The organism is Massilia violaceinigra, assembly GCF_002752675.1.
Taxonomy (GTDB): domain Bacteria; phylum Pseudomonadota; class Gammaproteobacteria; order Burkholderiales; family Burkholderiaceae_D; genus Telluria_A; species Telluria_A violaceinigra.
The window spans coordinates 3,410,407-3,433,675 of record NZ_CP024608.1 but is presented as its reverse complement, the minus strand read 5'-3'; the positions used below and the strand labels follow the sequence as shown (position 1 = coordinate 3,433,675).

Below are 23,269 nucleotides of genomic sequence, written 5' to 3'. Positions count from 1 at the left end.
GTAGCCGCCCGCCCCGGCTGCGCGCCTGGCGCCACGATCACTGGTTCAACAGCACCTGCGTAATCAGGCCCGTGGCGATGGCCACCAGCGCATAGTCGCCATTGGCATGTACCCAGTGGGCGCCACGCGGCGGCGCGCTCAGGCGGCGGCTGCGCCAGTCGCTGACCATGTAACTGCTGCCGCGATACTGGTGATCCAGATACGCGCCGCGGCGGAAGTGGTGACGCCGCGATGGGCCATGATCGTAAGCTTGGTAGCCGCCGCGCGGGCTGTCGTAACGGTCGCCGCGGCGATCGTGGTGACGGTCGCGGTCATGCCGCTCATAGCGGTCATGGCGGTCGCTGCGCGTGTAACGGTCATTGCGTTCATAGTGCTCGCTGCGCTGGCCATGCTCGCCGCGGTAGTCGCGGTAGTCGCCCGATTGAGCGAAAGCTGCGCTGCCGGTGCCCATGCAAACAGCCATGAGGGCGATGATGAGGGCTTTCTTGTGCACATGAACTCCTGTCGTAAATACTGCCTGCAGCAATATGGACCGTCCGGGAAATGCCGCCTCTCCGGGGACCAGGGCGACTACTGCGTGTCGTCCATGGTCCCATTACACCCCGCTTTGCCTCATGCAACCAGCATGGTCCGGTAAGAACTGTTACCGGACGTGTCTGCGGGTGCCGATCGGGCCGATCGCGCCGCTCATCCCCGCATAGCGCCGGTCGGCACCTTTTCCCGACAATGGCGGGCGTTTCGCACAGAATGTGGTCATTCTCACCACCCCACCTGACAAAGGCAAGACATGCAAAGCACTCTCCTGTTCTCACTGGCCCTGATGGCATCCACCTGCGCGGCGGCCGCCGCCGGCAGCGTGACCGAACCCCCGATGGTCGCCATCAAGGGCGGCACGTTTGCGATGGGCGGCACCGTCCCGGGTACGAGCAAGGACTATCCGACCGATCAGCCGGTCCACGACGTGCGCGTGCCCAGCTTCCAGATGGCGAAGTACGAAGTCACCGTCGGCCAGTTCCGCCAGTTCGTCGAAGCGACCGGCCACAAGACGTCGAAAGAATGCTGGAAATTCGGCAGCACCGAATGGGGCATCGAAATGGGGCCGGGCGCCTGGAACACGCCGGCCTATGCACCGGGCGACTACCATCCGGTCATGTGCGTCACCTGGAAGGACGCCACCGCCTACGCCGCATGGCTGTCGGCCCAAACCGGCAAGCCGTACCGCCTGCCGTCGGAAGCGGAATGGGAATACGCCGCGCGCGCCGGCAGCAAGACCGACTACCCGTTCGGCGACGACGCCAGCCAGGTGTGCCGCCATGCGAACATCCGCGATTTCTCGGGCAACAAGGCGATCGCAGCGCTCATCGGCCGCACCGGAAAGCCCGCCATCTGCGAAGACGGCGCCGCATTCACCACGGTGGTCGGCATGTACGAGCCCAACGCCTTCGGCCTGTACGACATGATCGGCAACGTGGGCGAGTTCGTTGCCGATTGCGAGCACCTGAACTACGAAGGCGCACCGGCGGACGGTTCCGCATGGACCACCAACTGCCACAAGCGCGATTCGCCCATGAAGATTCACCGGGGCGGCAGCTTCGGGGCGCGCGACGCACGCACGGTGGTACGAGGGCATGCGGGCGATGAAAACCCAAGCAGCATCGGCGAAGGCTTCCGCCTTGCACTGGGCGGGCCGGTGCTGCCGCAGGCGCCGGCGGTGGCGCGCTTTGAAGCGGAGCTGGTCACAGCGCGCGCAGCGGAACGCGAGCGGCGCAAGACGGCCAAATAAAGCCGGGCGTGCCGCCTTGCTAGAATGCGGTCTCCGATCATTCACTGGATAACCCGACCGCATGCAACTGCACTTCTTCCCGCGCGACCGCGACTTCTGGATTTACCACTGCAGCGCCGTCGCGGTGGGTGTCATGGCCAGTACCGCCATCGCCGTCGCGTGGGGTTTCATGGTCAGGATACAGTTCTACTCCAGCCTGGCGTGGATTCCGTTCTACACGCTTGCGGTACTGGTGTTGCGCTGGCTGTACAAGCGACGCGGCGGCGACGCCGTGCCGATCGCCAGGCTCATTGCCATCGTGGTGCTGTACAGCGCGGTGGCCGGCATGGTGATCGGCGCCTGCGTCACAGCCGCGGTCGCGCCGATGTTCTTGAAAACCATCAGCGCCAAATACAAAAAACTCAACATCCCGATCATCCCGTCCGAACTCCTACTGAACAAATTCATCGACGAAGCGCCCAAGAGCCAGCTGTTCGTGGCGGTATGGGGCTTCATCTACATCAGCGTGAGCAGCAGCCGCCGCATCAAGAAGGCCGAAGTGTTCAACCTGCGCCTGCAAAACAACCTGAAGGAAGCGCAGTTGAGCAGCCTGTCGAACCAGCTCAACCCGCACTTCCTGTTCAACTCACTCAATAACATCCGCTTCATGATCCACGAAGACGCGCAGCGCGCCGACGCGATGATTACCTCGTTCTCCGACATCCTGCGCTATTCGCTCGAAAGCAGCCAGCACGAAAAAGTCAGCCTGCACCATGAAGTGGGCATCATCACCAAGTACCTTGCCATCGTCAAGACGCAGCTGGAAGAACGCCTGGCTTTTTCCCTTCACATCGCGCCCGGCCTGGAGGACGCGCTGATGCCGCCGATGGTCTTGCAGATGCTGGTGGAGAACGCCATCAAGCATGGCCTCGACCAGCTTCAGGGCGGCGGCACCTTGACCGTGAGCGCATCCCGGCAAGGCCAGTGCCTGCTGCTGGAAGTGCACAACGACGCTCCCGACAAACCGGTGTCGGCGCCCGCTGGCACCGGCATCGGCCTGCTCAATATCGGGCAGCGCCTGCGTCTCCTGTACGGCGACCTGGCCGCGCTGAACACCACCCACGCGGATGGCGTCTTCAGGGTCGGCATCACACTGCCGCTGGAGCGCGCGGCATGAGGGTCATGGTGATTGAAGACTCGCGCCTGGCGCGCGAGGGGCTGGTGCGCATGCTCGGCCAGTTCGACGGGGTCGATGTGATTGGCCAGGCCGACCATCCCGCGACGGCGGCGCCGATGATCGCCGAACTGCGGCCGGACGTGCTGTTCCTCGACATCCACATGCCCGGCGCCAGCGGATTCGACCTGCTCGAAATGCTCGACTACCTGCCGCGCATCGTCTTCACGACCGCCTATTCCGAATACGCGATCCGCTCGTTCGACTACAACACCGTCGACTACCTGCTCAAGCCAGTCAGCCACGAACGGCTGGCCACCGCGATCGCCAAGCTGGCCGCAGCCGACGCCGCGCCGGCAGCGGCGCCACGGCCGCCGCTGGACATCAACAGCAAGATTTTCGTGAAGGACGGCGAACGCTGCCACCTGGTGAGCCTGGAGACGATCCGGTATATCGAAAGCTGCAAGAACTACGTGCGCATCTTCTTCGGCAGCGAGAAAGCCTACGTCAAAAAATCGCTGAACAGCATCGAAGAGCGACTGCCGGTCAAATTTTTCTTCCGCGCCAACCGCCAGTGCATCATCAACCTGCAGGAAATCCGCGCCATCGAAGAATCGATCTCGCTTGGCTACGAAGTGACGATGAGCGACGGCAAAGTGCTCGAGATCTCGCGCCGCAATGCCCAGGAATTGAAGGACCTATTGAGTTTTTAACCTACAGGAGATATTCGATATGCGCATACCCCGACTGGCGCCGCTCGCCCTGATCGTGGCGGCTGTCCTTGCCCCTTGCAGCCACGCCGCCGTCACCAAGGTCGACATCGGCGCCGCCCTCCCACGCGCCGCGCTGCTCAAGGAAGGCGTGCACCACTACCTGCGCTACCTGCGCAGCGGCGAGAGCCGGATACCGGCCGACATCATCACACGCGAAATCCGCTTTTCCACCGAAGATGGCCAGAAGCGCATGCAGATCCGGCAGCGCTACGACACGGCGCCATCGGCGGCGTCGCTCAAGACCGTCAGCTCCTGGTTCGATGCGGGCTCGCTGCGGCCGCGCACGCACGCCGCCGGCGAGGGCAAGGTCCGGGTCAAGACCCTGATCGACTAAGCGTCACGACAGACTCGCCAGCGCACCGGCCAGGGTCGGATGGTTGAAGGCGAAACCGCTCGCCTGCAGCCTGGCGGGCGCCACGCGCTGGCCTTCAAGCAGCAGGTCGGCCTGTTCGCCCAGCGCCAGGCGCATCGGCCAGCCCGGTGTAGGCAGCCAGTAAGGGCGCTTCAATACCTTGGCCGCCACCCGGTTGAAGCCCGCCTGCGGCAGGCTCTCCGGCGCGGTGAAATTGTAGGCTCCGCCCTCCCCGCTGGTCCACAGATGGGCGATGCCGGCGATGACGTCGTCCACATGAATCCACGATAGCCACTGGCGTCCATCGCCGAGCGGGCCGCCCATGCCCAGTTTGACCGGCAGCAGCATCATCGGCAGCGCGCCCTGGGTGCCGAGCACCAGGCCGAAACGCATGCATGCCACGCGCACGCCATACGCCGCGGCGGTGCCGGCCGCTTCTTCCCACTCGCGGCACAGGTCCGACATGAACATCGGCTGCGGCGCATCGCTTTCTGTCAGTACGGTATCGTCACCGCGCGCCTGGATGCCGTAGTAACCGATGGCCGACGCCGACAGCATCAGCGCCGGCTTGTGATGGGCGGCCGCGATCCAGGACACCACCTTGCGCGTGAGGCCGATGCGGCTGACGCGCAAGGCCGCCTGACGTGCTTCGCTCCAGCGCCAGCCGAGAATGCGCGCACCCGCCAGATTGATGACCACATCGATGCGGCGCGCCGGCGGCAGCTGCGCCAGGTCGCTGACGCACTCCACCCGGCCGTCGAACAGCCAGGCCGCGGTGCGCGGCTGGCGCGACAGCACCGTGACGCGATGGCCGTCGGCCACCAACGCGCGCACCAGCTTCTGGCCGATGAAGCCCGTGGCGCCGGTCACCAGCACCGCGCACCCGGTCGCGCCGAAGCGCAATGCGGGCCGCTGCGGCCGGGCCTCCTGGCGGGCGATGGCGCGCGCCGCGAACGCGTCACGCACGCCGGACAGCCCGACCCCCGCGCCGCACAGCAGCAGGAACGCGCTCAGGGCGCCATGCGGCTCCCATACCAGCGCGGTCGGCAGTGTCATGCTCTCGCCTGCGTTCAGGGCCAGCAGCGCGATGAAAGCGCCGCCATTGAGCGTCAGCACGGTATGCGTGACCCGTTCGGTGGCCGGCAGCAGGCGGGTCTGGTCCTCGACCACGAAATCCCACAAGGTCAGAGCGATCTCGACCGCAAACACCAGCAGCAGTGCCACCGCCCACAAGCCATTGAAGCGCCAGCACGCCAGGCCGATATACATGGCGCAGTAAATCAGGGAGCGCAGCGCATGGATCCGCAGTTCCAGGCGCGCGCTCGCGCGGCCGGGCAGGGCCTCGGTCAGTTCATGGTGATACAGGGTGTCGAAGGCACCCAGGCAGCCCTGGACGGCCATCAACTGCAGCGCCAGCAAATGGGTATTCATGCACGCACCTCGCGAAACACGCCCGCCTGCGTGAAGGTTGTACCAAACAGCGCGTGGCGGATCTCGATACGGATATCGAACTGCGCGCTGTCGTTATTGCGGTGGCAAAGATAAGTTTTACCCGGCGTGAACCAGGCCGGTATGGGAATGCGCACGCCCAGCACCTGCCAGAAGTAGCCATCGCTCTCGAAGTGCAGGTTCCCGTCGCGCACCGCCAGCACCAGCTTCATGCCCATGCCCATGCCGACGTATTCGAGCACTTCGCCGCGCGCGCTCTCGAGCATGTAGGACGTGAACTGCACCGGCTTGCGCCCGTTGAGGCGATAGATGCGCTGCTTGAAAATGGCCGCGCTGCCCTGTTTCGAGTACACCTCGATATCGACCGGGAAGTCGGCGTCGTTAAACGGCATCAGCGCGCCCTGGATCAGCGGCATGGTCAGGTAGCCCAGCACGCGGCCGACGCCCGAGCAGGTGAGCTCCGTCATCCGGCCCGTGTAGCGCAAAGGTTTGCCGGGCATGGGGTTATGGTCGAAACGCGCCTGGATGTCGGGATGAAGGCCGCGCCATGCGGGACCGAGGATCTTCTTGAATAACTCGCCTTCGGACGCGATCATGTGCGCACCGCTTGCGCGCGGTCGACGCAGTACAGGTACACCAGCGGCGGCAGCATCGTGGCCAGCGCGAAGGTATCGATCCAGATGTTATCCCAGCAGCCCGCGCGCAGCGACACCATCATGTCCTGCGGCGCCCACAGCAGCATGCCGGCGATCAGCGCGCCCCAGGCGAATGCGCTGCGCTGGCGGTCGCCAATCCACGCCAGGGCGCCCATCCAGAGTGCCGCGCTTTGCACGGTGGGGCCGAACAGCGAGATCCACCAGATTTGCTGCGCGTGGGCCGGCGCCGGCACGGTGGCGCCCCAGAACGCCGTTTCGATGCCGCGGTGGTAGCCGCTGAAGATGGCGGCGTCGGCGAACCATGGCAGCAGCATGCCAACCACCAGGTGGGTAGCGATGGCCGCATACATCCAGCGGATGGCCCAGCGGCGCAGAAATGGAGAGTGCATAGGTGCTTTCATCGTTTGAAGAAGGGATTGGGACGCTCGCACACACCATCATGGCAAGCGGGGGCGCGGTAGCCGAGCACGCGCGACATCAGGTAGCGGTGGCGCGCGAACAGGCGGTACGACCAGCTGCACAAGGTGCGCAAACCGGGCACGCGCAGCGGCAGCACGCGCCAGGCCTGGCCGGCCAGCGGGTAGGCGCGCAGCATGCTGTCGATCCCCACCAGCACGCGGCCGTCGCGCGTCTGGCTGTGCAGCTCGCGGTTCAGGGCGGCCATGTCGACACCGAGATGGGCCGGATCGAAGCCGGGAGCGGCGATATCGACAAACGCCAGACGCCCGGCTTTGTCCCAGTCCGCCAGCCTGGCCATGCCGGCGCGGCAGAACGGGCATTTGCCGTCGAAGTAGAGGGTCAGTTCGGCGCTGCTCACGATGCGTCCTTGTCGTCGGGGCCGAGAAAGCGCGCCACCTTGCCGCCCATTTTCAGGAAGCGCTGCAGGGTCGCGGGCGGCAGGTGCTTGTAATCGTCGTAGGTCGTGCCGAGCATGTCGAGGAAGGTCAGCACCTCGTTCATGCGCGCCAGCGACGCTGGTTCGAGCGCGGTATCGGTATCGCCCTCGATGGCGCATTCGCGCAGCACGGTCAGTGTCGGATCGATCTCGCGCCGTTTGCGCTCCTCGACGATGACGCGGAAGATCTCCCACACGTCCTGGAGGGCGACGAAGTGATCGCGCCGGTCGCCCATCAAATGGGTGACGCGGATCAGGTTCCAGCTTTGCAGCTCCTTGAGGCTGTTGCTCACGTTCGAGCGCGCCACCGACAGCGCCTCGGCGATCTCCTCGGCCGCCAGCGGACGGTTGGCCAGGAACAGCAGCGCATGAATCTGCGCGACGGTGCGGTTGACGCCCCAGCGCGTGCCCATCTCGCCCCAGTGCAGGACGAATTTCTGTTCGGTCGGTCCCAGTGCCATCATTTCTCCAATTTCATTCATTTCTGTCTTTACAGAAATTAAATACCGATTGGCGGCGCTTGTCAACGTTAATCAGAGAAACACGCGATATACGGCGGAAGAATTTGTACGGAATTGGGTGAAAGCGCCTATAAACTGCCGAGTGAACACCCTACAACCGGGGTCAGACCTCTGATTAGCAATTTTTGTATGGGCAGCAACTCGATTTGCCGCTTACTGGGCGAGCGAAGGCAAGGTACGCCGGACGTGCGATCCGTTTCCCATAGCGGGAGCGGCGGCTGGTCAGTCAATGGCGGGGCAATTGTGGCTTGGTGACGCGCAAATTTGATCGGCAGATTTATCCAGGCCGAAACTGTTTCAAGTCAGAGCTCTGACCCCGGTGTGGCGTAACGATGCCAGATGCCAACTAATTTCGAATCAGAGGTCTGACCCCGGTGTTAGGAGCTTGCTTCAGGGGGTAGTCTTGGTGTCGGGCTTGGGAGGCGGCAGCGGGGTGGCCGATTCCTTGGGGTGGCCGTTGGCGTCGAGGATCTGGATGAAGATCTCGTTTTTCTTGATCATGCCCAGCTCGAAACGCGCGCGCTCTTCCACCGCGCCCGTGCCATTGGTCAGGTCGTGGACTTCGGAGTCGAGCTTGGCGTTGCGCGCCTTCAGTTCCACTGTCTTGCGCTGCGCCAGGAGCACCTGATTTTCCAGTTCGCCCACGCGCAGCCAGCCCCCCTTGCCCAGCCAGAGCGGCAGTTGGATCAGGAGCAGGAGAGTCGCGAGAACGAGCGTAATGAGGCGCATGACAGGGAGGGTGGCACCGGCCGCCACGCGGCCAGCCGGTGCCGTTCGGCTTACTTCAGGTTGTAGAAGGCGCTGCGGCCAGGGTAGCTGGCGATGTCGCCCAGGTCTTCTTCGATGCGCAGCAGCTGGTTGTACTTGGCCATGCGGTCCGAACGCGACATCGAGCCGGTCTTGATCTGCAGGGCATTGGTACCAACGGCGATGTCGGCGATCGTCGAGTCTTCGGTCTCGCCGGAACGGTGCGAGATGACGGCAGTATAACCTGCGCGCTTGGCCATTTCGATGGCGGCGAACGTTTCGGTAAGGGTGCCGATCTGGTTGATCTTGATCAGGATCGAGTTGGCGATGCCTTTCTCGATGCCTTCTTTCAGGATCTTGGTGTTGGTGACGTACAGGTCGTCGCCCACCAGCTGCACCTTCTTGCCCAGCGCTTCGGTCAGGATCTTCCAGCCATCCCAGTCGTTTTCCGCCATCGCGTCTTCGATCGAGATGATCGGGTACTTGTCGCACCAGGTCGCGAGCATGTTGGTGAATTCGGTCGCGGTCAGCTGCATGCCTTCGCCTTCAAGGTGGTATTTGCCATCCTTGTAGAATTCGGAAGCGGCGCAATCGAGGCCCAGGCAGATCTGCGTGCCCGGCTCGTAGCCAGCCTGCTCGATCGCTTGCATGATCAGCTTGATGGCTTCTTCGTGGTTGGCCACGTTCGGCGCGAAACCGCCTTCGTCGCCGACCGAGGTCGCCAGCTTTTTCTCGTGCAGGATCTTTTTCAGCGTGTGGAAGATCTCGGCGCCGTAGCGGATCGCTTCCTTGAAGCTCGGTGCGCCGACCGGGATGATCATGAATTCCTGGATGTCCAGGTTGTTGTCGGCGTGCGCGCCGCCGTTGATGACGTTCATCATCGGCACCGGCATTTGCATCGCGCCCGAACCGCCAAAATAACGGTACAGCGGCAGGCCGGCTTCTTCAGCGGCAGCCTTGGCCACGGCCATCGAGACGGCCAGCATGGCGTTGGCGCCCAGGCGGCTCTTGTTTTCGGTGCCGTCGAGGTCGATCAGGGTGCGGTCGAGGAACGCTTGTTCGTTCGCGTCCAGGCCCATGATGGCTTCGGAGATTTCGGTATTGATGTTTTCGCAGGCTTGCAGCACGCCCTTGCCGAAGTAACGGTTCTTGTCGCCGTCGCGCAGTTCGATCGCTTCGCGCGATCCGGTCGAGGCGCCCGACGGTACCGCCGCGCGGCCCATCACGCCCGACTCCAGAAGCACGTCGCATTCGACGGTCGGATTGCCGCGCGAATCGATAATTTCGCGGCCGATAATGTCAACGATAGCACTCATATTTCAATCTCCAAAGGGTAAGAAAAAGGTGGGCGGACCGCTGGCGGTCCGCCTGCATCTGTCAGGGCGATCGGGACGGCGGCAAGTGCCGCACTACACAAACTTACGCAAAGCTCGATTCGAGGAAGCCGGCTTTCTTGACCACGCGGTCGAGTTCGACGAGGGTCGTGAGCAGTTCCTTCATGCGTCCGAGCGGCACGGCATTCGGGCCGTCCGAGAGCGCCTGGGCGGGGTTCGGGTGCGTTTCCATGAACAGGCCGGCGATACCGGCTGCCACGGCTGCGCGCGAGAGCACGGGAATGTGCTCGCGCTGGCCACCGGATGTGGTGCCCTGTCCGCCCGGCAGCTGTACCGAGTGGGTCGCGTCGAACACGACCGGGCAGTTCGATTCGCGCATGATCGCCAGCGAGCGCATGTCGGAAACGAGGTTGTTGTAGCCGAACGAGGCACCGCGCTCGCAGGCCATAAAGTTGTCTTCATTCAGGCCGGCGTCGCGCGCGGCCTGGCGCGCCTTGTCGATCACGTTCTTCATGTCGCCGGGCGCGAGGAACTGGCCCTTCTTGATGTTGACCGGTTTGCCCGACTGGGCGCAGGCGATGATGAAGTCGGTCTGGCGGCACAAAAAGGCCGGCGTTTGCAGCACGTCGACCACGCTCGAGACGGCGGCGATTTCTTCGATCGTGTGGATGTCGGTCAGGACCGGCACGCCGATTTCGCGGCGCACGTCGGCCAGGATCTCGAGGCCCTTGTCCATGCCGGGACCGCGAAACGAGGTGCCCGAGGAGCGGTTGGCCTTGTCGAAGGACGACTTGTAGATGAACGGGATACCCAGCGCCGAGGTGATTTCCTTGAGGGTGCCGGCAGTGTCCATCGCCATCTGGCGCGATTCGATCACGCAGGTGCCGGCGATGAGAAAGATCGGGTGTTCGAGGCCGACGTCAAAACCGCAAAGCTTCATGCTGCATCTCCTGTGGTGGCGGGCGCCACGGCCTGGCCGTTGGCCGCCTTGTGCGCCAGCGCAGCCTTGATGAACGACGTAAACAACGGATGACCGGTGCGCGGGGTCGACTTGAACTCGGGATGGTACTGCACGCCCATGTACCACGGGTGCGCGTTCGCTCCGGTGCGCGGCAGTTCCATGATCTCGCACAAGTCTTCGGTCGGGGTGCGCGCCGACACGATCATGCCTGCCGCTTCGACCCGCGCCAGGTAGTGATTGTTCGCTTCGTAGCGGTGACGATGGCGTTCGGTGACCACGCTGCCGTAGATTTCGGCAGCCAGGGTGCCCGGATTGACCGCGCAGGTTTGCGCGCCCAGGCGCATGGTGCCGCCCAGGTCGGATTTTTCGTCGCGCTTTTCGACCTTGCCGTCATGGTTCTGCCACTCGTTGATGAGGGCCACGACCGGCTGGTCGGTGTCGGTGTCGAATTCGGTCGAGTTGGCGTTGGTCAGGCCCGCCATGTGGCGCGCGTATTCGATCAGGGCCACTTGCATGCCCAGGCAAATGCCGAGGTAAGGGATCTGCTTTTCGCGGGCGTAGCGCGCCGCCATGATCTTGCCTTCCACGCCGCGCTTGCCGAAGCCGCCCGGCACCAGGATCGCATCGTACTTGGCCAAGTGATCGCAACCCTTGGTTTCGATGTCTTCCGAGTCCAGGTATTCGATGTTGACCCGGCTTTCGGTATGGATGCCGGCGTGGCGCAGCGCTTCGGTGAGCGACTTGTACGATTCGGTCAGGTCGACGTATTTGCCGACCATGCCGATGGTGACCGACGCTTTCGGGTTTTCCAGCGCGTAGATCAGTTTGGTCCACATCGACAGGTCGGCCGGCGGCGCGTCCAGGCCGAGCGCCTCTAAGATGATGGCGTCGAGGCCCTGGTCGTGCAGCATCTGCGGCACCTTGTAGATGGTGTCGGCGTCCCACACGGAGATGACGGCCTGCTCTTCCACGTTCGAGAACAGCGAGATCTTGGCGCGTTCGTCGTCCGGAATCGGGCGGTCGGCGCGGCACAGCAGCGCGGTCGGGGTGATGCCGATTTCACGCAGCTTTTGCACGCTGTGCTGAGTCGGTTTGGTTTTCAGTTCGCCCGCCGAGGCGATGTACGGCACCAGGGTCAGGTGCACGAAAGCGGCCGACTTGCGCCCGGCGCGCAGCGACAGCTGGCGCGCCGCTTCCAGGAACGGCAGCGATTCGATGTCGCCCACGGTGCCGCCGATTTCAACCAGCGCCACGTCCACGCCTTCGGCGCCGCGGTAGATGTAATCCTGGATTTCGTTGGTGATGTGCGGGATCACCTGCACGGTCTTGCCGAGGTATTCGCCGCGCCGTTCCTTGCGGATCACCGATTCGTAGATCTGGCCGGTGGTGAAGTTGTTCACCTTGCGCATGCGGGTGCTGATGAAGCGCTCGTAGTGACCCAGATCGAGATCGGTTTCGGCGCCGTCGTCGGTGACAAAGACTTCGCCATGCTGCATCGGGCTCATCGTGCCGGGATCGACGTTGATGTACGGGTCGAGCTTGAGCATGGTGACTTTAAGGCCGCGCGATTCGAGGATCGCGGCGAGAGAGGCGGCGGCAATCCCTTTTCCAAGGGAAGACACAACGCCACCGGTGACGAAGACAAATTTGGTCATTGCAGATGGTGCCGAACGGCACGTGCGGGAAATTGAAATTATACCTTAAACCGGCCAATGCTTCCGCAAAACAAGGTAAAAAACAGCAACGACGGCGGACCGGGCGGCTACGTCGGGGATGACGCATTGATCAATTGGAAAGATTGCAAATTGTTTATTCCGTGTGCGGCAGCGAACAGACATGATCTTGCTCAAGCCTCAGGATTGAACTTTTACCACAGGAGGTCAAAATGTCCTACGAAGAACGCGATGCTTATGGCATGTATGTCGACAAGGGGTCGAAAGGCCCGGGTCCAGAACTGATGGGTGCGGATACCCTGATCGGTGACCACGTGCACAATCTCAAGAATGAGCATCTGGGTGAAATCAAGGAAATCATGCTCGACATGCGCACCGGTAAGATTGCATATGCAGTCATGTCGAGTGGCGGCGTGCTGACCATTGGCGAAAAACTGTTCGCCGTGCCTTGGGAAGCATTGACTCTCGACACCGCCAACAAGCGCTTTACGCTCAACATCGAGAAAGAGCGCATCGACAACGCGCCAGGTTTCGATACCGATCACTGGCCGGACATGGCCAACCAGCAATGGTCGAGCCAGATTCACAGCTATTACGGCACCAGCGCGCACTAAGCGCCTCCGGTTCCATCGCGCGCGCCCGCCTTCCTGCCAGGAGCGGGGGCGTTGCGCGCGGGGTGCGGTAGCGCTTGCCGCTCCGCCCCCGTCGCCGCCCCTTTCCGACCTCGTTTGCCGCGCTTGCCGCCTCCCCCCGTCGCGCCCCTTTCCGAGCTCGCTTGCCGCGCTTGCCGCCTGCCTTCCCGCCCTGTTTTCCGCACCTTTTCCCTCGTCGAAGCACCCCGCGCGCTTGTCGCCGCGCTTGCCTGCGATTTATAATTTCCTTTTATTAACTTTGCCAACCTGGCAAAACAAGGAATACGATGCATCGATTCACACGTTTACTCGCCTGCCTGCTGGCACCGGCCGTGCTGGCCGCCTGCGGCGGCGGTGGCAATGGCGGCGCCAGCGACAAGCCGCCGGTCACCGTCGTGCCTGGCGACAAACCACCCGTCACAGTCGCCCCCGGTGGCGACTGGCTGACCATCCATAGCGCGGCGCTGGAGATCGGCATGGCCGAAGGCCAGACGAGCGCTTTCGGGATGGATATCTCGCTTTCCCGCACCCCGTCCAAGCCATTCAATCTGGGCATCGTCGATGGCGGCGGGCTGATCGCCTCGTCCGAGGTGCTGGCCGGCACGGCGCGCCAGTACTCGGCCACCATGCGCAGTTCGAGCGACCTCCGGCCCGGCACCCACCGCAGCACGCTGGAACTGCGCGCCTGCGAAGATGATCCCCGGGTCTGCGCCAAGCCGCTCGAGGGTTCGCCCTGGCGCTTGCCGCTGACCATCAACGTCAAGCCGAAGACCGATACCAGCGGGCGCATGAGCTTCGCGCCGGCCATGGCCGAGATCACCATGCAGGCTGGCCAGGCGGCCAGCCTGACGGTCGAGGCCAGCACCAGTACCGTGCTGGGCGAGAAGGTCCATGTGGCGCTGATCGACCCGGCCGGCATCCTCGCCACGCCGCTCGGCGTGCGCACGCTGTCCGACAGGCAGTTCGCGGCAACCCTGGTGCCCGCCAAGGGCCTGGCGCCCGGCGTCTACACCAGCAAGCTGGAAATGCGCGCCTGCGCCGACGATGCGGCCGTGTGCCATCTGCCCTACGCCGGTTCGCCCTGGACGCTGGCGCTCAAGGTGACCGTCCTGCCCGCCGACAGCGTGAAACCCTTGCCGGTGCTGCCGCAACTGGGGCCATGGAGCACGTACCGGGGCAATCCGGCGCACACCGGCTATGTGCCGGCCAGCTTCGATCCGGCCAGCTTCGCGCTGCGCTGGCAGCGCCTGTTGGCGAAGGAGGATGGCTGGGCGACCGCGCCGGCGCACGATAACGGCCTGGTGTTCCAGGGCGTGGTCACGTATCGCGGCGATCGCGCCGCGCTGGTCGCCATCAGCGAGGAGAGCGGCGCTGAAGTCTGGCGCACCAGCCTGGGCCTGCCCTTCCCGGTCCTGACAAGCCACCTGAATCCGCCGGCCGCCGCCAACGGCAAGGTCTACCTGACTTCGACCAGCAGCGACGAGGCTTCGCTGTGGGTCTTCGAGCAGAAAACCGGCAAGCTGCTGAGCCGCCAGAAAATGGACACGCAGGGCCGCTATGCGCTGGCGCCGACCGTGCTCGGCGACACGCTGTATGCGCCGAACGGCAGCGCCGGTGGCTTGAGCCAGTTCCGCGCCGGCGGCCAGCAGCTCGCCTGGAGCAGCGCCCTGCCCGCTTTTGCCGACTGGACCCCGGCCGTCGATGCCAGCCATGCGTATGTGTATCTGGACGGGCGCCTGTACGCCATGGGCGTGGCTGACGGCCGGCTCGCCTACCAGGTGGACGATCCGGATCACCTGTGGCCCAGCTATAGCGGCGGCACGCCGGTACTGTCGGATAATCAATTCGGGTTTATCTCGGATAGCGGCCGTCTGGTCGCGTTCAACCTGGCCAGGCGCACGCATGCCTGGACGCTCCATGGGAAACGGGTGTCCACGCCGGCCTATGCCAAGGGCGTGCTGTACCTGTTCAACAATACCGGCAATGCGCTGGAAGCGTATGCGCCGGACTCCGGCAAGCTGCTGTGGACGGCGGCGAAGCTGAGCGACCCGGCCGACGCCACCTGGTTCGACCAGCTTGTCGTGACCGATAACCTGGCCTTCATCAGTTCCGAGGCCAGCACCCTGGCGATCGACCTGGCCAGCGGCAAGACGGTGTGGCGCTATGCGCTGGGGGGCAAGCTGTCGATCTCGGATCGGGGCATGCTGTATATCGTGAACAGGAGCGGACGGGTGGCGGCGGTCGGTTTGCAGTAATCCGCCGCGGGCGCTAAAGGTCTTGCGAATCAGAGCTCTGACCCTGGTTAGGAAATGTTTCGAGTCGGAGGTCTGACCCTGACCCATCCCCTCAAATTTCGCTTGTAAACAAGTTGGGATGCTGTTAACTTTCAATCCCAAAAACGGTGCATGCATGGCTGTGTTAGCCCTTTACTTCGTAGCGACCAAACTGCGAAGAAAAGGCACAGACCATGCATGCACAGCGAATCATACAGAAATTTTTAGATGAAGATTGCCCGTCGATTCACGTTAAGCGTAGAGCCGGTTTAGCGCTTGTAACTGATGCTGCACAGCGAGGCGGACTCACCTTGCTTCGGTTGAGCAGGCAAGTCGGCAGCGCAACAGCTCTGCGCCATCGAATCAAACAGTGCGACCGGTTGTTGAGCAATGGCCATCTAGAATCGGAGCGCCCGGAGATTTATCGCGCGCTGGCCAGGCGCGTGTTGCATGAGCACCCCCGTGTGGCAATTATTGTCGACTGGTCGGATCTGTTGAAGGACGTCAGCCAGCACGTTCTGCGTGCAACGGTCGTCCTTGAAGGGCGATCCTTCGTGACTTATGAAGAGATCCATGATTCCGATTCCTATAACGTGGCAGCGGTTCATGGCAAATTCATGGAGACGCTGCGAACCATTCTTCCGGAGCGATGCGAGCCCATCATTATCACTGACGCTGGCTTTCGCGGCACTTGGTTTAGGATGCTCAATGAACTGAAGTTTGCCTGGATCGGCCGTGTGCGTAATCGTGAGCAGATGCTTCTGCGGGGAAGCGAGGAATGGGTTGACTGTCAGCAGTTGTATCCCCGTGCACGCAAGCACGTGCAGGATCTCGGCATCGTTGACCATGTCAAAAGTGCCCCCGTCAAATGTCGTATGGTCTTGACAAAAAAAGATGGAAAAGGTCGGCAGAACAAAACTGCATTCGGCGAGAAAAAACAAAGCGCGCATAGTAAAAAGCAGGCCAAGGGGCAACGCGAGCCGTGGCTGCTCGCCGTGTCCACCAAGTTAGCCGCCCTTAATGCCGATGAGATCGTCAAGTGGTACGAGTGCCGGATGCAAATTGAACAAACCTTCCGAGACTTGAAAAACCCCCAATGGGGAATGGGACTGCGCGACAGCCAGACACGCAAACCACGACGTCTCAAGGCATTGTTGCTCATCGCCGCATTGCTCAGCTTCGCGTTCTGGCTAATCGGCCTGGCTGCCCTTGCCCGAGGATTTCGCATTCAATATGGCAGTCTAGCGAAGGCTTCACAAACCGTATCCATACTTACGCTTGCTCGTCGTTGGATCGACGAGCATCAAAAGCGAATGACTCTCCCTGAACTTGCTCAGGCCCTCACCCAGCTACGACATATGATCAAGACATATGACATTTGAGGGGAAGGGTCAGGGTCTGACCCCGGTTAGGAAATATTTCGCGGGGCTAGCAGAAGTCGCGGCTGCTGGTGTCGAGGCGGCCCATCAGGTGCGACAGGTCGACCAGGCGCTTGGCCACCAGATGCCGCACTTGCCCGTCGCTTTGCCACACGCCGTACACGCCCAGCAAGCTTGCACCCAGCACTTCGCGCCGCTGTTGTTCCACCAGGCTCGGCCAGACGATCACGTTCACGTTGCCGGTCTCGTCTTCGATGGTGACGAACAGCACACCCTTGGCCGTCGCCGGCCGCTGCCGTACCGTGACGATGCCGCAGGCCCGCGCCAGCTGCCCTTGCTTGAAGCCGTTGAGCTGCGATGCCGGCAGGAAGCGCTGGTCGAGCAGGCGCGCGCGCAGCAGCGCCAGCGGGTGCCGCCCCAGGGTCATTCCCTGCGCGCGGTAGTCGCCCACAATCTCTTCGCCTTCGCTCGGCGCATGCAGCAGCGGCACGTCTTCCTCGGGCGTGGTCGGGCGCAGCAAGTCCTTGTCGGGCACCGCGCCCACCGCTTGCCACAGCGCCTGGCGCCGGTTGCCGGCCAGGCCATGCAAGGCGTTGGCGCCGGCCAGCACCTGCAGGTCGTGCCGGTCCAGAGCGGCCCGGCGCGCGAGGTCGGCCACGCTCTCAAAAGCGCGCACGGCGCGCGCTTCTTCGATGCGCGCCGCCGACTCGGGTCGCATGCCGCGCTGCAGCGACAGTCCCAGCCGCACCGCCGGCTGCGCACCCTCCCCCGCTTCCAGGCTGGAATCCCAGCCGCTGATGGCCACGTCCACCGCGCGCACCTCGATGCCGTGGCGGCGCGCATCCTGCACCAGTTGCGAGGGGCTATAGAAACCCATCGGCTGGCTGTTGAGCAAGGCGCACAGGAAGGCGGCCGGTTCGTGGCACTTGAGCCAGGAACTGGCGTAGGCCAGCAAGGCAAAACTGGCGGCGTGCGATTCGGGAAAGCCGTATTCGCCGAAACCCTTGATCTGGTTGAAGATCGATTCGGCAAAATCGCGGGTGTAGCCGCGCCCGAGCATGCCGTTGATGATCTTGTCGTAGTATTTTTCCAGCCCGCCCTTGCGCTTCCAGGCGGCCATGGCGCGCCGCAGCTGGTCGGCCTCGCCGGCGCTAAAGTCGGCGGCGATCATCGCCACCTGCATCACCTGCTCCTGGAAGATCGGCACGCCCAGGGTGCGTTCCAGCGCCTCCTTCAATTCTTCCTTCGGGTACACGGGCTTTTCCAGCTTCTGGCGCCGGCGCAGGTAGGGATGGACCATGCCGCCCTGGATCGGCCCCGGCCGCACCACCGCCACTTCGACCACCAGGTCGTAAAAAGTGCGCGGCAGCATGCGCGGAAGCATGCTCATCTGCGCGCGCGATTCGATCTGGAAGACGCCCACCGTGTCGGCCGCGCAAATCATGTCGTAGGTGGCGCTGTCTTCGGCCGGGATGTCCTGCATCGAAAACACCGTGCCGCGCAGTTCGCCCACCAGGTCGAACGCGCGCCGCAGCACCGAGAGCATGCCGAGCGCCAGCACATCGACCTTTAATAAACCCAGTTCTTCGAGGTCGTCCTTGTCCCACTGGATCACGCTGCGGTCGGGCATGGTGGCGTTTTCGATCGGCACCAGGCGCGAGAGCTTGCCGGCGGCGATCACGAAGCCGCCCGGGTGCTGCGACAAGTGGCGCGGAAAGCCAAGCAAGCGCTGGGCCAGGGTGGCCCATTGCTGGGCCAGCGGGGATTCGGGGTCGAGCCCGCATTCGGCCAGGCGCTTGACCAGGTCGTCCTTGCTGTCGAACCAGTGGTGGGTCTTGGCGACTTTCTCGACGATGGCCAGGTCGACGCCGAGCGCCTTGCCGCTGTCGCGCAGGGCGCTCTTGGGGCGGTAGCTGATCACCACGGCGGCCAGGGCGGCGCGCGCGCGCCCGTATTTGTTGTAGATGTACTGGATGACTTCTTCGCGCCGCTGGTGCTCGAAGTCGACGTCGATGTCGGGCGGTTCGTCGCGTTCCTTGGAAATGAAGCGCCCGAACAGCAGGTTGCCGCGCGCGGGGTCGACTTCGGTGATGCCGAGGCAATAGCACACGGCCGAATTGGCGGCCGAGCCGCGCCCCTGGCACAAGATGCCGATCGAGCGCGCATGGCGCACGATGTCGTACACGGTCAGAAAGTAGGGTTCGTAGCGCAGTTCGCCGATCAGCTGGAGTTCGACTTCGAGCTGTTCCTGCACTTTTGCCGGTATGCCGAGCGGAAAGCGGTGGTGCGCGCCGATATAGGTTTCGGCGCGCAGGTAGCCGGACGCCGTCTGCCCGGGCGGCACCAGTTCATCCGGGTATTCGTAGCGCAGCTGGTCGAGCGAAAAGGTGCACAGGCGGGCGATGCGCAGCGTTTCGGCCAGGGCGTCGGGGCTGTACAGATTGGCCAGGCGCAGGCGCGCGCGCAGGTGCTGTTCGGCATTTTGCGCCAGCGCGTAGCCGCATTCGGCCACGGGCGTGTTGAGGCGGATGGCGCACAGGGTGTCGTGCAGGGGTTTGCGCGAGCGCACGTGCATGCAGACGTGGCCCAGCGCCACCACGGCCAGGCCGTGCTGCCAGGCGACTTCCTCGACCGTGGCGCGGTGGGCTTCGTCGAAGGCGCGGTGCAGCAAGGTCAAGCCCAGCCAGGCGCGCTGCGGAAAGGTGGCGGCCATCCAGGCGGCCTGGGTGTGCAGGCGGTCGAGGTCGGCCGCATCGTGGCCGGGGTAGGCGGGCAGCAAGATCGCCAGGCAGTCGGGCATGCCGGCCAGGTGGGCTTGCGCTGGGGCCGGCGACGCCAGGTCGGCGGGCGTCAGCAGATAAGTACCTTTGGCCGTGCGCGTGCGCGCCAGGGTGATCAGTTCGGCCAGGTTGCCGTAGCCATTGCGGTTGCTGGCCAGCAATATCAGCGACAGGGCTGCGCTGCCGTCCTCATGGCGCAGGTGGAAGTGGGCGCCGATGATCAGGGGCAGCGCCGCCTTTTTGGCTTCGGCATGGGCCCGCACCACCCCCGCCAGCGAACATTCGTCGGTGATGGCCAGCGCCGCGTAGCCGAGCTGGACAGCGCGGGCCACCAGTTCCTCGGCGTGCGAGGCGCCGTGCAGGAAGGAAAAGTTGGTCAGGCAGTACAACTCGGCGTAGTCGGGCAGGCTGGGGGCGGGGGCGGCGGTACTCATGCGAAAAGATTACAATCAAATGTATTGTGGAAACGACTGTATGGAAACACAGTATCATCTTTGACCATTTTCTTACCAATTGGGAATAACTATGCAGGTGCATACGGTGCGCTGTTTTGGTGCGGCGGCGGGCCACGGCAATGTGGCGCTGGTGATTGAAGAGGGTCCGCCCACGCCCGAGGCGCGCCAGGCGTTTGCGCGGGCCCAGCCGCATCCGGCATGCGTATTTCTCGACCCTGGATTACAGCGATACTGGTTCGCCGACTATTACTATCCGCACGCCAGGAGTCCCCTGTGCCTGCACGCCACCCTGGGCGCGGCGCAGGTGCTGTTCGCGCGCGCCGGGCAGGCGGCGCAGGACATCGTGCTGGCCACGGCAATGCGCGGGCAGCCCTTGCGCCTGTGCCGGCAAGCAGACAATTTTTTCGTCGCGCTGCAGCCCCAGAGCGTGCCCGAGGTCGCTGTCGATGGCGCGCTGGCCGCGTGGCTGCTGGACCAGCCTGAGCTGACACTGACGGCAGCGCCCGTGCTGGCCTCGGTCGGCAGTCCCAAGCTGCTGCTCGAAGTGCTGGACCGCGCCACCCTGCACGCGCTCCGCCCCCCGCTCGATCGCATCCTGGACTGGGGCCGCGCGCATGGCGTGAGCGGCTGTTACGTGGTGTGCCGCATCGGCGAGGATGTCTACGAAGGGCGCAACTTCAACCACCTCGATCCCGCCATGGAAGACCGGGCCACGGGGGTGGCGGCCGGGGCCCTGACAGCCCACCTCGGGCGCGCCATCACCCTGCACCAGGGTGGTGCACTGGGTGCGTCCTGCCTGATCCGCACCCGGTTGGAGGATGGCGCGATTCTGGTGGGCGGACGGGCCGAGGCCGTGCCTGCCAATTGACAACGTTGTCATTGCACCACACCGCGCTGGACTGGTGCGGCGAAAATTGCATTAGAATCATTCACCTTTCGATAATAAAACCCGGAGACTGTCGCGTGTTCACCCCCACCACTTTACGTAGGTCCGTCTTGCTCGCTTTGTACGGCAGTGCTGCTCTTGCCGTGTACGCCCCCGCCAGCTTCGCCCAGTCGGGCCAGCAAGCCACCAAGGAAGAAGTCATCCCCAGCGTCAGCGTGGTCGGTTCGCGCCGCGTCTCGGCCACCTCCGCCACCGATACGGCGGTCCCGGTCGATCTGATTCCCATGACCCGCATGGCCGAGCAAGGCGGCCAGTTCGACCTGGCCCAGACCCTGACCTATATCTCGCCATCGTTCAATTCCACGCGCCAGAGCGGAGCCGATGGCGCCGATCTGGTCGATTCGGCCGCCCTGCGCGGCTTAGGTTCCGACCAGACCCTGGTGTTAATGAACGGCAAACGCCGGCACAGCACCTCGCTGGTGAACATCTTCGGCGCCCGCAACCGCGGCAATACCGGCACCGACATGAATGCGATTCCGCTCTTGGCGGTGAAAAACATCCAGGTGCTGCGCGATGGCGCCGCCGCCCAGTACGGCTCCGACGCGATCGCCGGGGTCATCAATATCGAACTGAAACGCTCGCTCGGCTGCGAAACCGTGTTCGGCGCGGGCCAGTATTCGGCTGGCGACGGCGAGAATATCCTGGCGTCGGCCTACTGCGGCGTGGCCGTCGCCGGCGGCGTGGTCGGCATCACGGGCGAGTATCTCGACCGCGACCGCTCGAACCGGGCCGAAGCGGGCAGCCTGCGCACCATCGGCGACAGCAAGGTGCAGAATCAGACCCTGTACCTGAACGGCGACATTCCCCTGGTCGACGGCAAGCTGTACTTCACGGCCGGCACCCAGAAGCGCGACGCCTCCTCGGCCGCCTTCGGCCGCGGTGCGGACCAGATTCCGACCCGCAATGCGCAAGCCATGTACCCGAACGGCTTCGCCCCGTTCATCAATGCCGACATCGACGACCATTACGGCACCATCGGCTATCGCGCCAAGCTGGGCGAGTGGAATGCGGACTTTTCGCAGACCTACGGCTACAACAAGATGCATTACAACATCAGCAATACGCTCAATGCCTCGATCGCCAACCTCGACCTGATCAAGGGCGGCAAGGGCGTGTCGGCCTCGCAGTTCGACGCGGGCGGTTTCGCGGCCACGCAGCTGACCACCAATGCCGATGCCAGCCGCTTCTATCCGAACATCCTGAGCGGCATGAACCTGGCGTTCGGCGCCGAGTTCCGCAAGGAAAACTACGAAATCTTCGCCGGCGAAGCCGGTTCCTACAACGATGTCGACGGTGCCGGCTTCGGCGGCGACCCGGGCAGCCAGGGCTTCCCGGGCTTCCGTCCGGCCGACGCGACCGACCGCAGCCGCCACAGCGTGGCCGCCTACGTCGATGTCGAGACCGACATCACCGAGCGCCTGAAAGTGCTGTCGGCCGTGCGCTACGAAAAGTTCAGCGACTTCGGCAACAGCGTGACCGGCAAGCTGGCCGCCGCCTACAAGATCAGCGATGCAGTGCTGATGCGCGGTTCGGCCAGCACGGGTTTCCGCGCGCCATCGCTGCAGCAAGGCTACTTCTCGTCGACGTTTACCGAGTTCGTCAACGGCAATCCGGTCGATTCGGTGTTCGCGCCGAATGGCGGCAACGTGGCCAATGCGATCGGCATTCCGAAACTGAAGGAAGAAAAATCGGTCAGCTTCACCCTGGGCGGCACCTGGACCCCAACTCCGACCACCTCGGTCACGGCCGACCTGTACCGCATCGCCATCGATGACCGCATCGTGTTTTCGGGCCGCTTCGACGCCGATAACTACGCGCCGATCGTGCCGCTGCTGAGCACCCTGGGCGTGGGCGCGGCCCAGTTCTTTGTCAATTCGATCGATACCAAGACGCAAGGCCTGGACCTGACCGTGTCGAACCGCAGCGAAGTGGCGGGCGGCAAACTCAATACCTTCCTGGCCATGAACATCAGCAAGACCGAAGTGACGGGCGTGAACGCGCCGGCCGCGTTCAAGGGTTATGAAGAGGTGCTGCTGTCCGAGCGCGAGCGCCTGTTCCTGGAACAGGGCGGACCGCGGCGCAAGGCGACTTTGGGCTTCGAGTATTTGCTGGGCAAGGTCGGCACCGATTTCAAGGTGATCCACTTCGGCAAGCAAACCCTCGGTACCTGGTCCGGCGCTCCGACCCCGAACCAGGTGTACAAGGCCAAGACCTCGGCCGACCTCAGTTTTACGTATAATTTCAGCGAGAAGACCAAGCTGACCCTGGGCGGTGCGAACATTTTCAGTGTCAAGCCGACCGAGCAGAATCCGGACGAGACCGACAATGGCTTCAAGTACGAGTCGGTCCAGTTCGGCATGAATGGCGCTTCGTACTTCGCCCGCCTGTGGCATAAGTTTTAAGCGAAGCGGTAGCTGAGCAGGCAGCTATCCAGGTAGCTGCTTGGTAAGGGGCAGACATGGTCTGCCCTTTTGCATTATTGTGTCGGCTGGCCCCTTGGTGGGCAG

At 63.6% G+C, this 23,269-nt stretch carries 20 protein-coding genes; 9 read left to right on the top strand and 11 right to left on the bottom strand.

Annotated features, from left to right (window positions below; all coding sequences use genetic code 11):
• Positions 1-37 precede the first annotated feature (37 nt).
• Complete coding sequence (locus CR152_RS15480; protein ID WP_099875792.1) at positions 38-493, bottom strand: RcnB family protein; 456 nt, start codon at positions 491-493, stop codon at positions 38-40.
• A 294-nt stretch (positions 494-787) separates the two neighbouring features.
• Here CR152_RS15480 and CR152_RS15475 point away from each other — a divergent pair, with 294 nt between their 5' ends.
• The 4 genes from CR152_RS15475 (at position 788) to CR152_RS15460 (ending at position 4,043) form a co-directional block, all read left to right on the top strand.
• Positions 788-1,783, top strand: coding sequence for a formylglycine-generating enzyme family protein (locus tag CR152_RS15475; protein ID WP_229413406.1), 996 nt, complete (start codon positions 788-790; stop codon positions 1,781-1,783).
• A gap of 61 nt (positions 1,784-1,844) precedes the next feature.
• Positions 1,845-2,939, top strand: coding sequence for a sensor histidine kinase (locus CR152_RS15470; protein WP_099875791.1), 1,095 nt, complete (start codon positions 1,845-1,847; stop codon positions 2,937-2,939).
• A 5-nt stretch (positions 2,940-2,944) separates the two neighbouring features.
• Entirely contained in the window at positions 2,945-3,649 is a 705-nt protein-coding gene (locus CR152_RS15465) for a LytR/AlgR family response regulator transcription factor (RefSeq protein WP_229413405.1), read from the top strand.
• 19 nt (positions 3,650-3,668) lie between these two features.
• The gene (locus CR152_RS15460) at positions 3,669-4,043 is read left to right on the top strand and encodes a hypothetical protein (protein ID WP_099875787.1); all 375 of its coding nucleotides are present in this window, start codon (positions 3,669-3,671) and stop codon (positions 4,041-4,043) included.
• A gap of 3 nt (positions 4,044-4,046) precedes the next feature.
• On the opposite strand, the gene CR152_RS15455 is transcribed toward CR152_RS15460, so the two are convergent.
• The 9 genes from CR152_RS15455 to pyrG all read right to left on the bottom strand — a co-directional run bounded on the left by CR152_RS15455 (position 4,047) and on the right by pyrG (position 12,279).
• Positions 4,047-5,492, bottom strand: a complete 1,446-nt coding sequence (locus CR152_RS15455) for a TIGR01777 family oxidoreductase (protein WP_099875785.1) — start codon at positions 5,490-5,492, stop codon at positions 4,047-4,049.
• Positions 5,489-6,106 (bottom strand): DUF4166 domain-containing protein, encoded by a 618-nt coding sequence (locus CR152_RS15450; protein ID WP_099875783.1) that lies wholly within the window; start codon positions 6,104-6,106, stop codon positions 5,489-5,491. The genes CR152_RS15455 and CR152_RS15450 overlap by 4 nt, the downstream gene beginning before the upstream one ends.
• The gene (locus CR152_RS34195) at positions 6,103-6,555 is read right to left on the bottom strand and encodes a cell division protein (RefSeq protein WP_229413404.1); all 453 of its coding nucleotides are present in this window, start codon (positions 6,553-6,555) and stop codon (positions 6,103-6,105) included. The genes CR152_RS15450 and CR152_RS34195 overlap by 4 nt, the downstream gene beginning before the upstream one ends.
• Before the next feature lie 8 nt (positions 6,556-6,563).
• Positions 6,564-6,983 (bottom strand): thiol-disulfide oxidoreductase DCC family protein, encoded by a 420-nt coding sequence (locus CR152_RS34190; protein WP_229413403.1) that lies wholly within the window; start codon positions 6,981-6,983, stop codon positions 6,564-6,566.
• Positions 6,980-7,522 (bottom strand): GbsR/MarR family transcriptional regulator, encoded by a 543-nt coding sequence (locus CR152_RS15440; protein ID WP_099882368.1) that lies wholly within the window; start codon positions 7,520-7,522, stop codon positions 6,980-6,982. The genes CR152_RS34190 and CR152_RS15440 overlap by 4 nt, the downstream gene beginning before the upstream one ends.
• A gap of 450 nt (positions 7,523-7,972) precedes the next feature.
• A complete protein-coding gene (ftsB, locus tag CR152_RS15435; RefSeq protein WP_099875782.1) occupies positions 7,973-8,311 on the bottom strand; it encodes a cell division protein FtsB in 339 nt (112 codons plus the stop codon).
• A gap of 50 nt (positions 8,312-8,361) precedes the next feature.
• The gene (eno, locus tag CR152_RS15430; protein ID WP_099875780.1) at positions 8,362-9,645 is read right to left on the bottom strand and encodes a phosphopyruvate hydratase; all 1,284 of its coding nucleotides are present in this window, start codon (positions 9,643-9,645) and stop codon (positions 8,362-8,364) included.
• A gap of 103 nt (positions 9,646-9,748) precedes the next feature.
• Positions 9,749-10,603 (bottom strand): 3-deoxy-8-phosphooctulonate synthase, encoded by an 855-nt coding sequence (gene kdsA / locus CR152_RS15425; RefSeq protein WP_099875778.1) that lies wholly within the window; start codon positions 10,601-10,603, stop codon positions 9,749-9,751.
• Positions 10,600-12,279: a CTP synthase gene (gene pyrG / locus CR152_RS15420; protein WP_099875776.1), complete on the bottom strand. Its 1,680-nt coding sequence runs from the start codon at positions 12,277-12,279 to the stop codon at positions 10,600-10,602. Before pyrG ends, kdsA begins: the two co-directional genes overlap by 4 nt.
• A gap of 230 nt (positions 12,280-12,509) precedes the next feature.
• On the opposite strand from pyrG, the gene CR152_RS15415 reads away from it, so the two are divergent.
• The 3 genes from CR152_RS15415 to CR152_RS15405 all read left to right on the top strand — a co-directional run bounded on the left by CR152_RS15415 (position 12,510) and on the right by CR152_RS15405 (position 16,584).
• A complete protein-coding gene (locus CR152_RS15415; protein WP_099875775.1) occupies positions 12,510-12,911 on the top strand; it encodes a PRC-barrel domain-containing protein in 402 nt (133 codons plus the stop codon).
• A 305-nt stretch (positions 12,912-13,216) separates the two neighbouring features.
• Positions 13,217-15,184 carry an outer membrane protein assembly factor BamB family protein gene (locus CR152_RS15410; protein WP_099875773.1) on the top strand — a complete coding sequence of 656 codons (1,968 nt, stop codon included), beginning with the start codon at positions 13,217-13,219 and terminating at the stop codon, positions 15,182-15,184.
• A gap of 212 nt (positions 15,185-15,396) precedes the next feature.
• Positions 15,397-16,584, top strand: a complete 1,188-nt coding sequence (locus CR152_RS15405) for an IS4 family transposase (protein ID WP_099875771.1) — start codon at positions 15,397-15,399, stop codon at positions 16,582-16,584.
• A gap of 46 nt (positions 16,585-16,630) precedes the next feature.
• Here CR152_RS15405 and CR152_RS15400 read toward each other — a convergent pair whose 3' ends face one another.
• Positions 16,631-19,795 carry an error-prone DNA polymerase gene (locus tag CR152_RS15400; RefSeq protein ID WP_099875769.1) on the bottom strand — a complete coding sequence of 1,055 codons (3,165 nt, stop codon included), beginning with the start codon at positions 19,793-19,795 and terminating at the stop codon, positions 16,631-16,633.
• A 91-nt stretch (positions 19,796-19,886) separates the two neighbouring features.
• Here CR152_RS15400 and CR152_RS15395 point away from each other — a divergent pair, with 91 nt between their 5' ends.
• Together CR152_RS15395 and CR152_RS15390 are read left to right on the top strand one after the other, a co-directional pair.
• Positions 19,887-20,684 carry a PhzF family phenazine biosynthesis protein gene (locus CR152_RS15395; protein ID WP_099875767.1) on the top strand — a complete coding sequence of 266 codons (798 nt, stop codon included), beginning with the start codon at positions 19,887-19,889 and terminating at the stop codon, positions 20,682-20,684.
• Positions 20,685-20,812: 128 nt separating this feature from the next.
• A complete protein-coding gene (locus CR152_RS15390) occupies positions 20,813-23,164 on the top strand; it encodes a TonB-dependent receptor plug domain-containing protein (protein ID WP_267876240.1) in 2,352 nt (783 codons plus the stop codon).
• The last annotated feature ends 105 nt before the right edge of the window (positions 23,165-23,269 follow it).

Coding starts and splice junctions, on each gene's coding strand:
- CR152_RS15475 (WP_229413406.1), top strand. CDS start 788: ATGCAAAGCACTCTCCTGTTCTCACTGGCCCTGATGGCATCCACCTGC.
- CR152_RS15470 (WP_099875791.1), top strand. CDS start 1,845: ATGCAACTGCACTTCTTCCCGCGCGACCGCGACTTCTGGATTTACCAC.
- CR152_RS15465 (WP_229413405.1), top strand. CDS start 2,945: ATGGTGATTGAAGACTCGCGCCTGGCGCGCGAGGGGCTGGTGCGCATG.
- CR152_RS15460 (WP_099875787.1), top strand. CDS start 3,669: ATGCGCATACCCCGACTGGCGCCGCTCGCCCTGATCGTGGCGGCTGTC.
- CR152_RS15455 (WP_099875785.1), bottom strand. CDS start 5,492: ATGAATACCCATTTGCTGGCGCTGCAGTTGATGGCCGTCCAGGGCTGC.
- CR152_RS15450 (WP_099875783.1), bottom strand. CDS start 6,106: ATGATCGCGTCCGAAGGCGAGTTATTCAAGAAGATCCTCGGTCCCGCA.
- CR152_RS34195 (WP_229413404.1), bottom strand. CDS start 6,555: ATGCACTCTCCATTTCTGCGCCGCTGGGCCATCCGCTGGATGTATGCG.
- CR152_RS15440 (WP_099882368.1), bottom strand. CDS start 7,522: ATGGCACTGGGACCGACCGAACAGAAATTCGTCCTGCACTGGGGCGAG.
- ftsB (WP_099875782.1), bottom strand. CDS start 8,311: ATGCGCCTCATTACGCTCGTTCTCGCGACTCTCCTGCTCCTGATCCAA.
- eno (WP_099875780.1), bottom strand. CDS start 9,645: ATGAGTGCTATCGTTGACATTATCGGCCGCGAAATTATCGATTCGCGC.
- kdsA (WP_099875778.1), bottom strand. CDS start 10,603: ATGAAGCTTTGCGGTTTTGACGTCGGCCTCGAACACCCGATCTTTCTC.
- pyrG (WP_099875776.1), bottom strand. CDS start 12,279: ATGACCAAATTTGTCTTCGTCACCGGTGGCGTTGTGTCTTCCCTTGGA.
- CR152_RS15415 (WP_099875775.1), top strand. CDS start 12,510: ATGTCCTACGAAGAACGCGATGCTTATGGCATGTATGTCGACAAGGGG.
- CR152_RS15410 (WP_099875773.1), top strand. CDS start 13,217: ATGCATCGATTCACACGTTTACTCGCCTGCCTGCTGGCACCGGCCGTG.
- CR152_RS15405 (WP_099875771.1), top strand. CDS start 15,397: ATGCATGCACAGCGAATCATACAGAAATTTTTAGATGAAGATTGCCCG.
- CR152_RS15400 (WP_099875769.1), bottom strand. CDS start 19,795: ATGAGTACCGCCGCCCCCGCCCCCAGCCTGCCCGACTACGCCGAGTTG.
- CR152_RS15395 (WP_099875767.1), top strand. CDS start 19,887: ATGCAGGTGCATACGGTGCGCTGTTTTGGTGCGGCGGCGGGCCACGGC.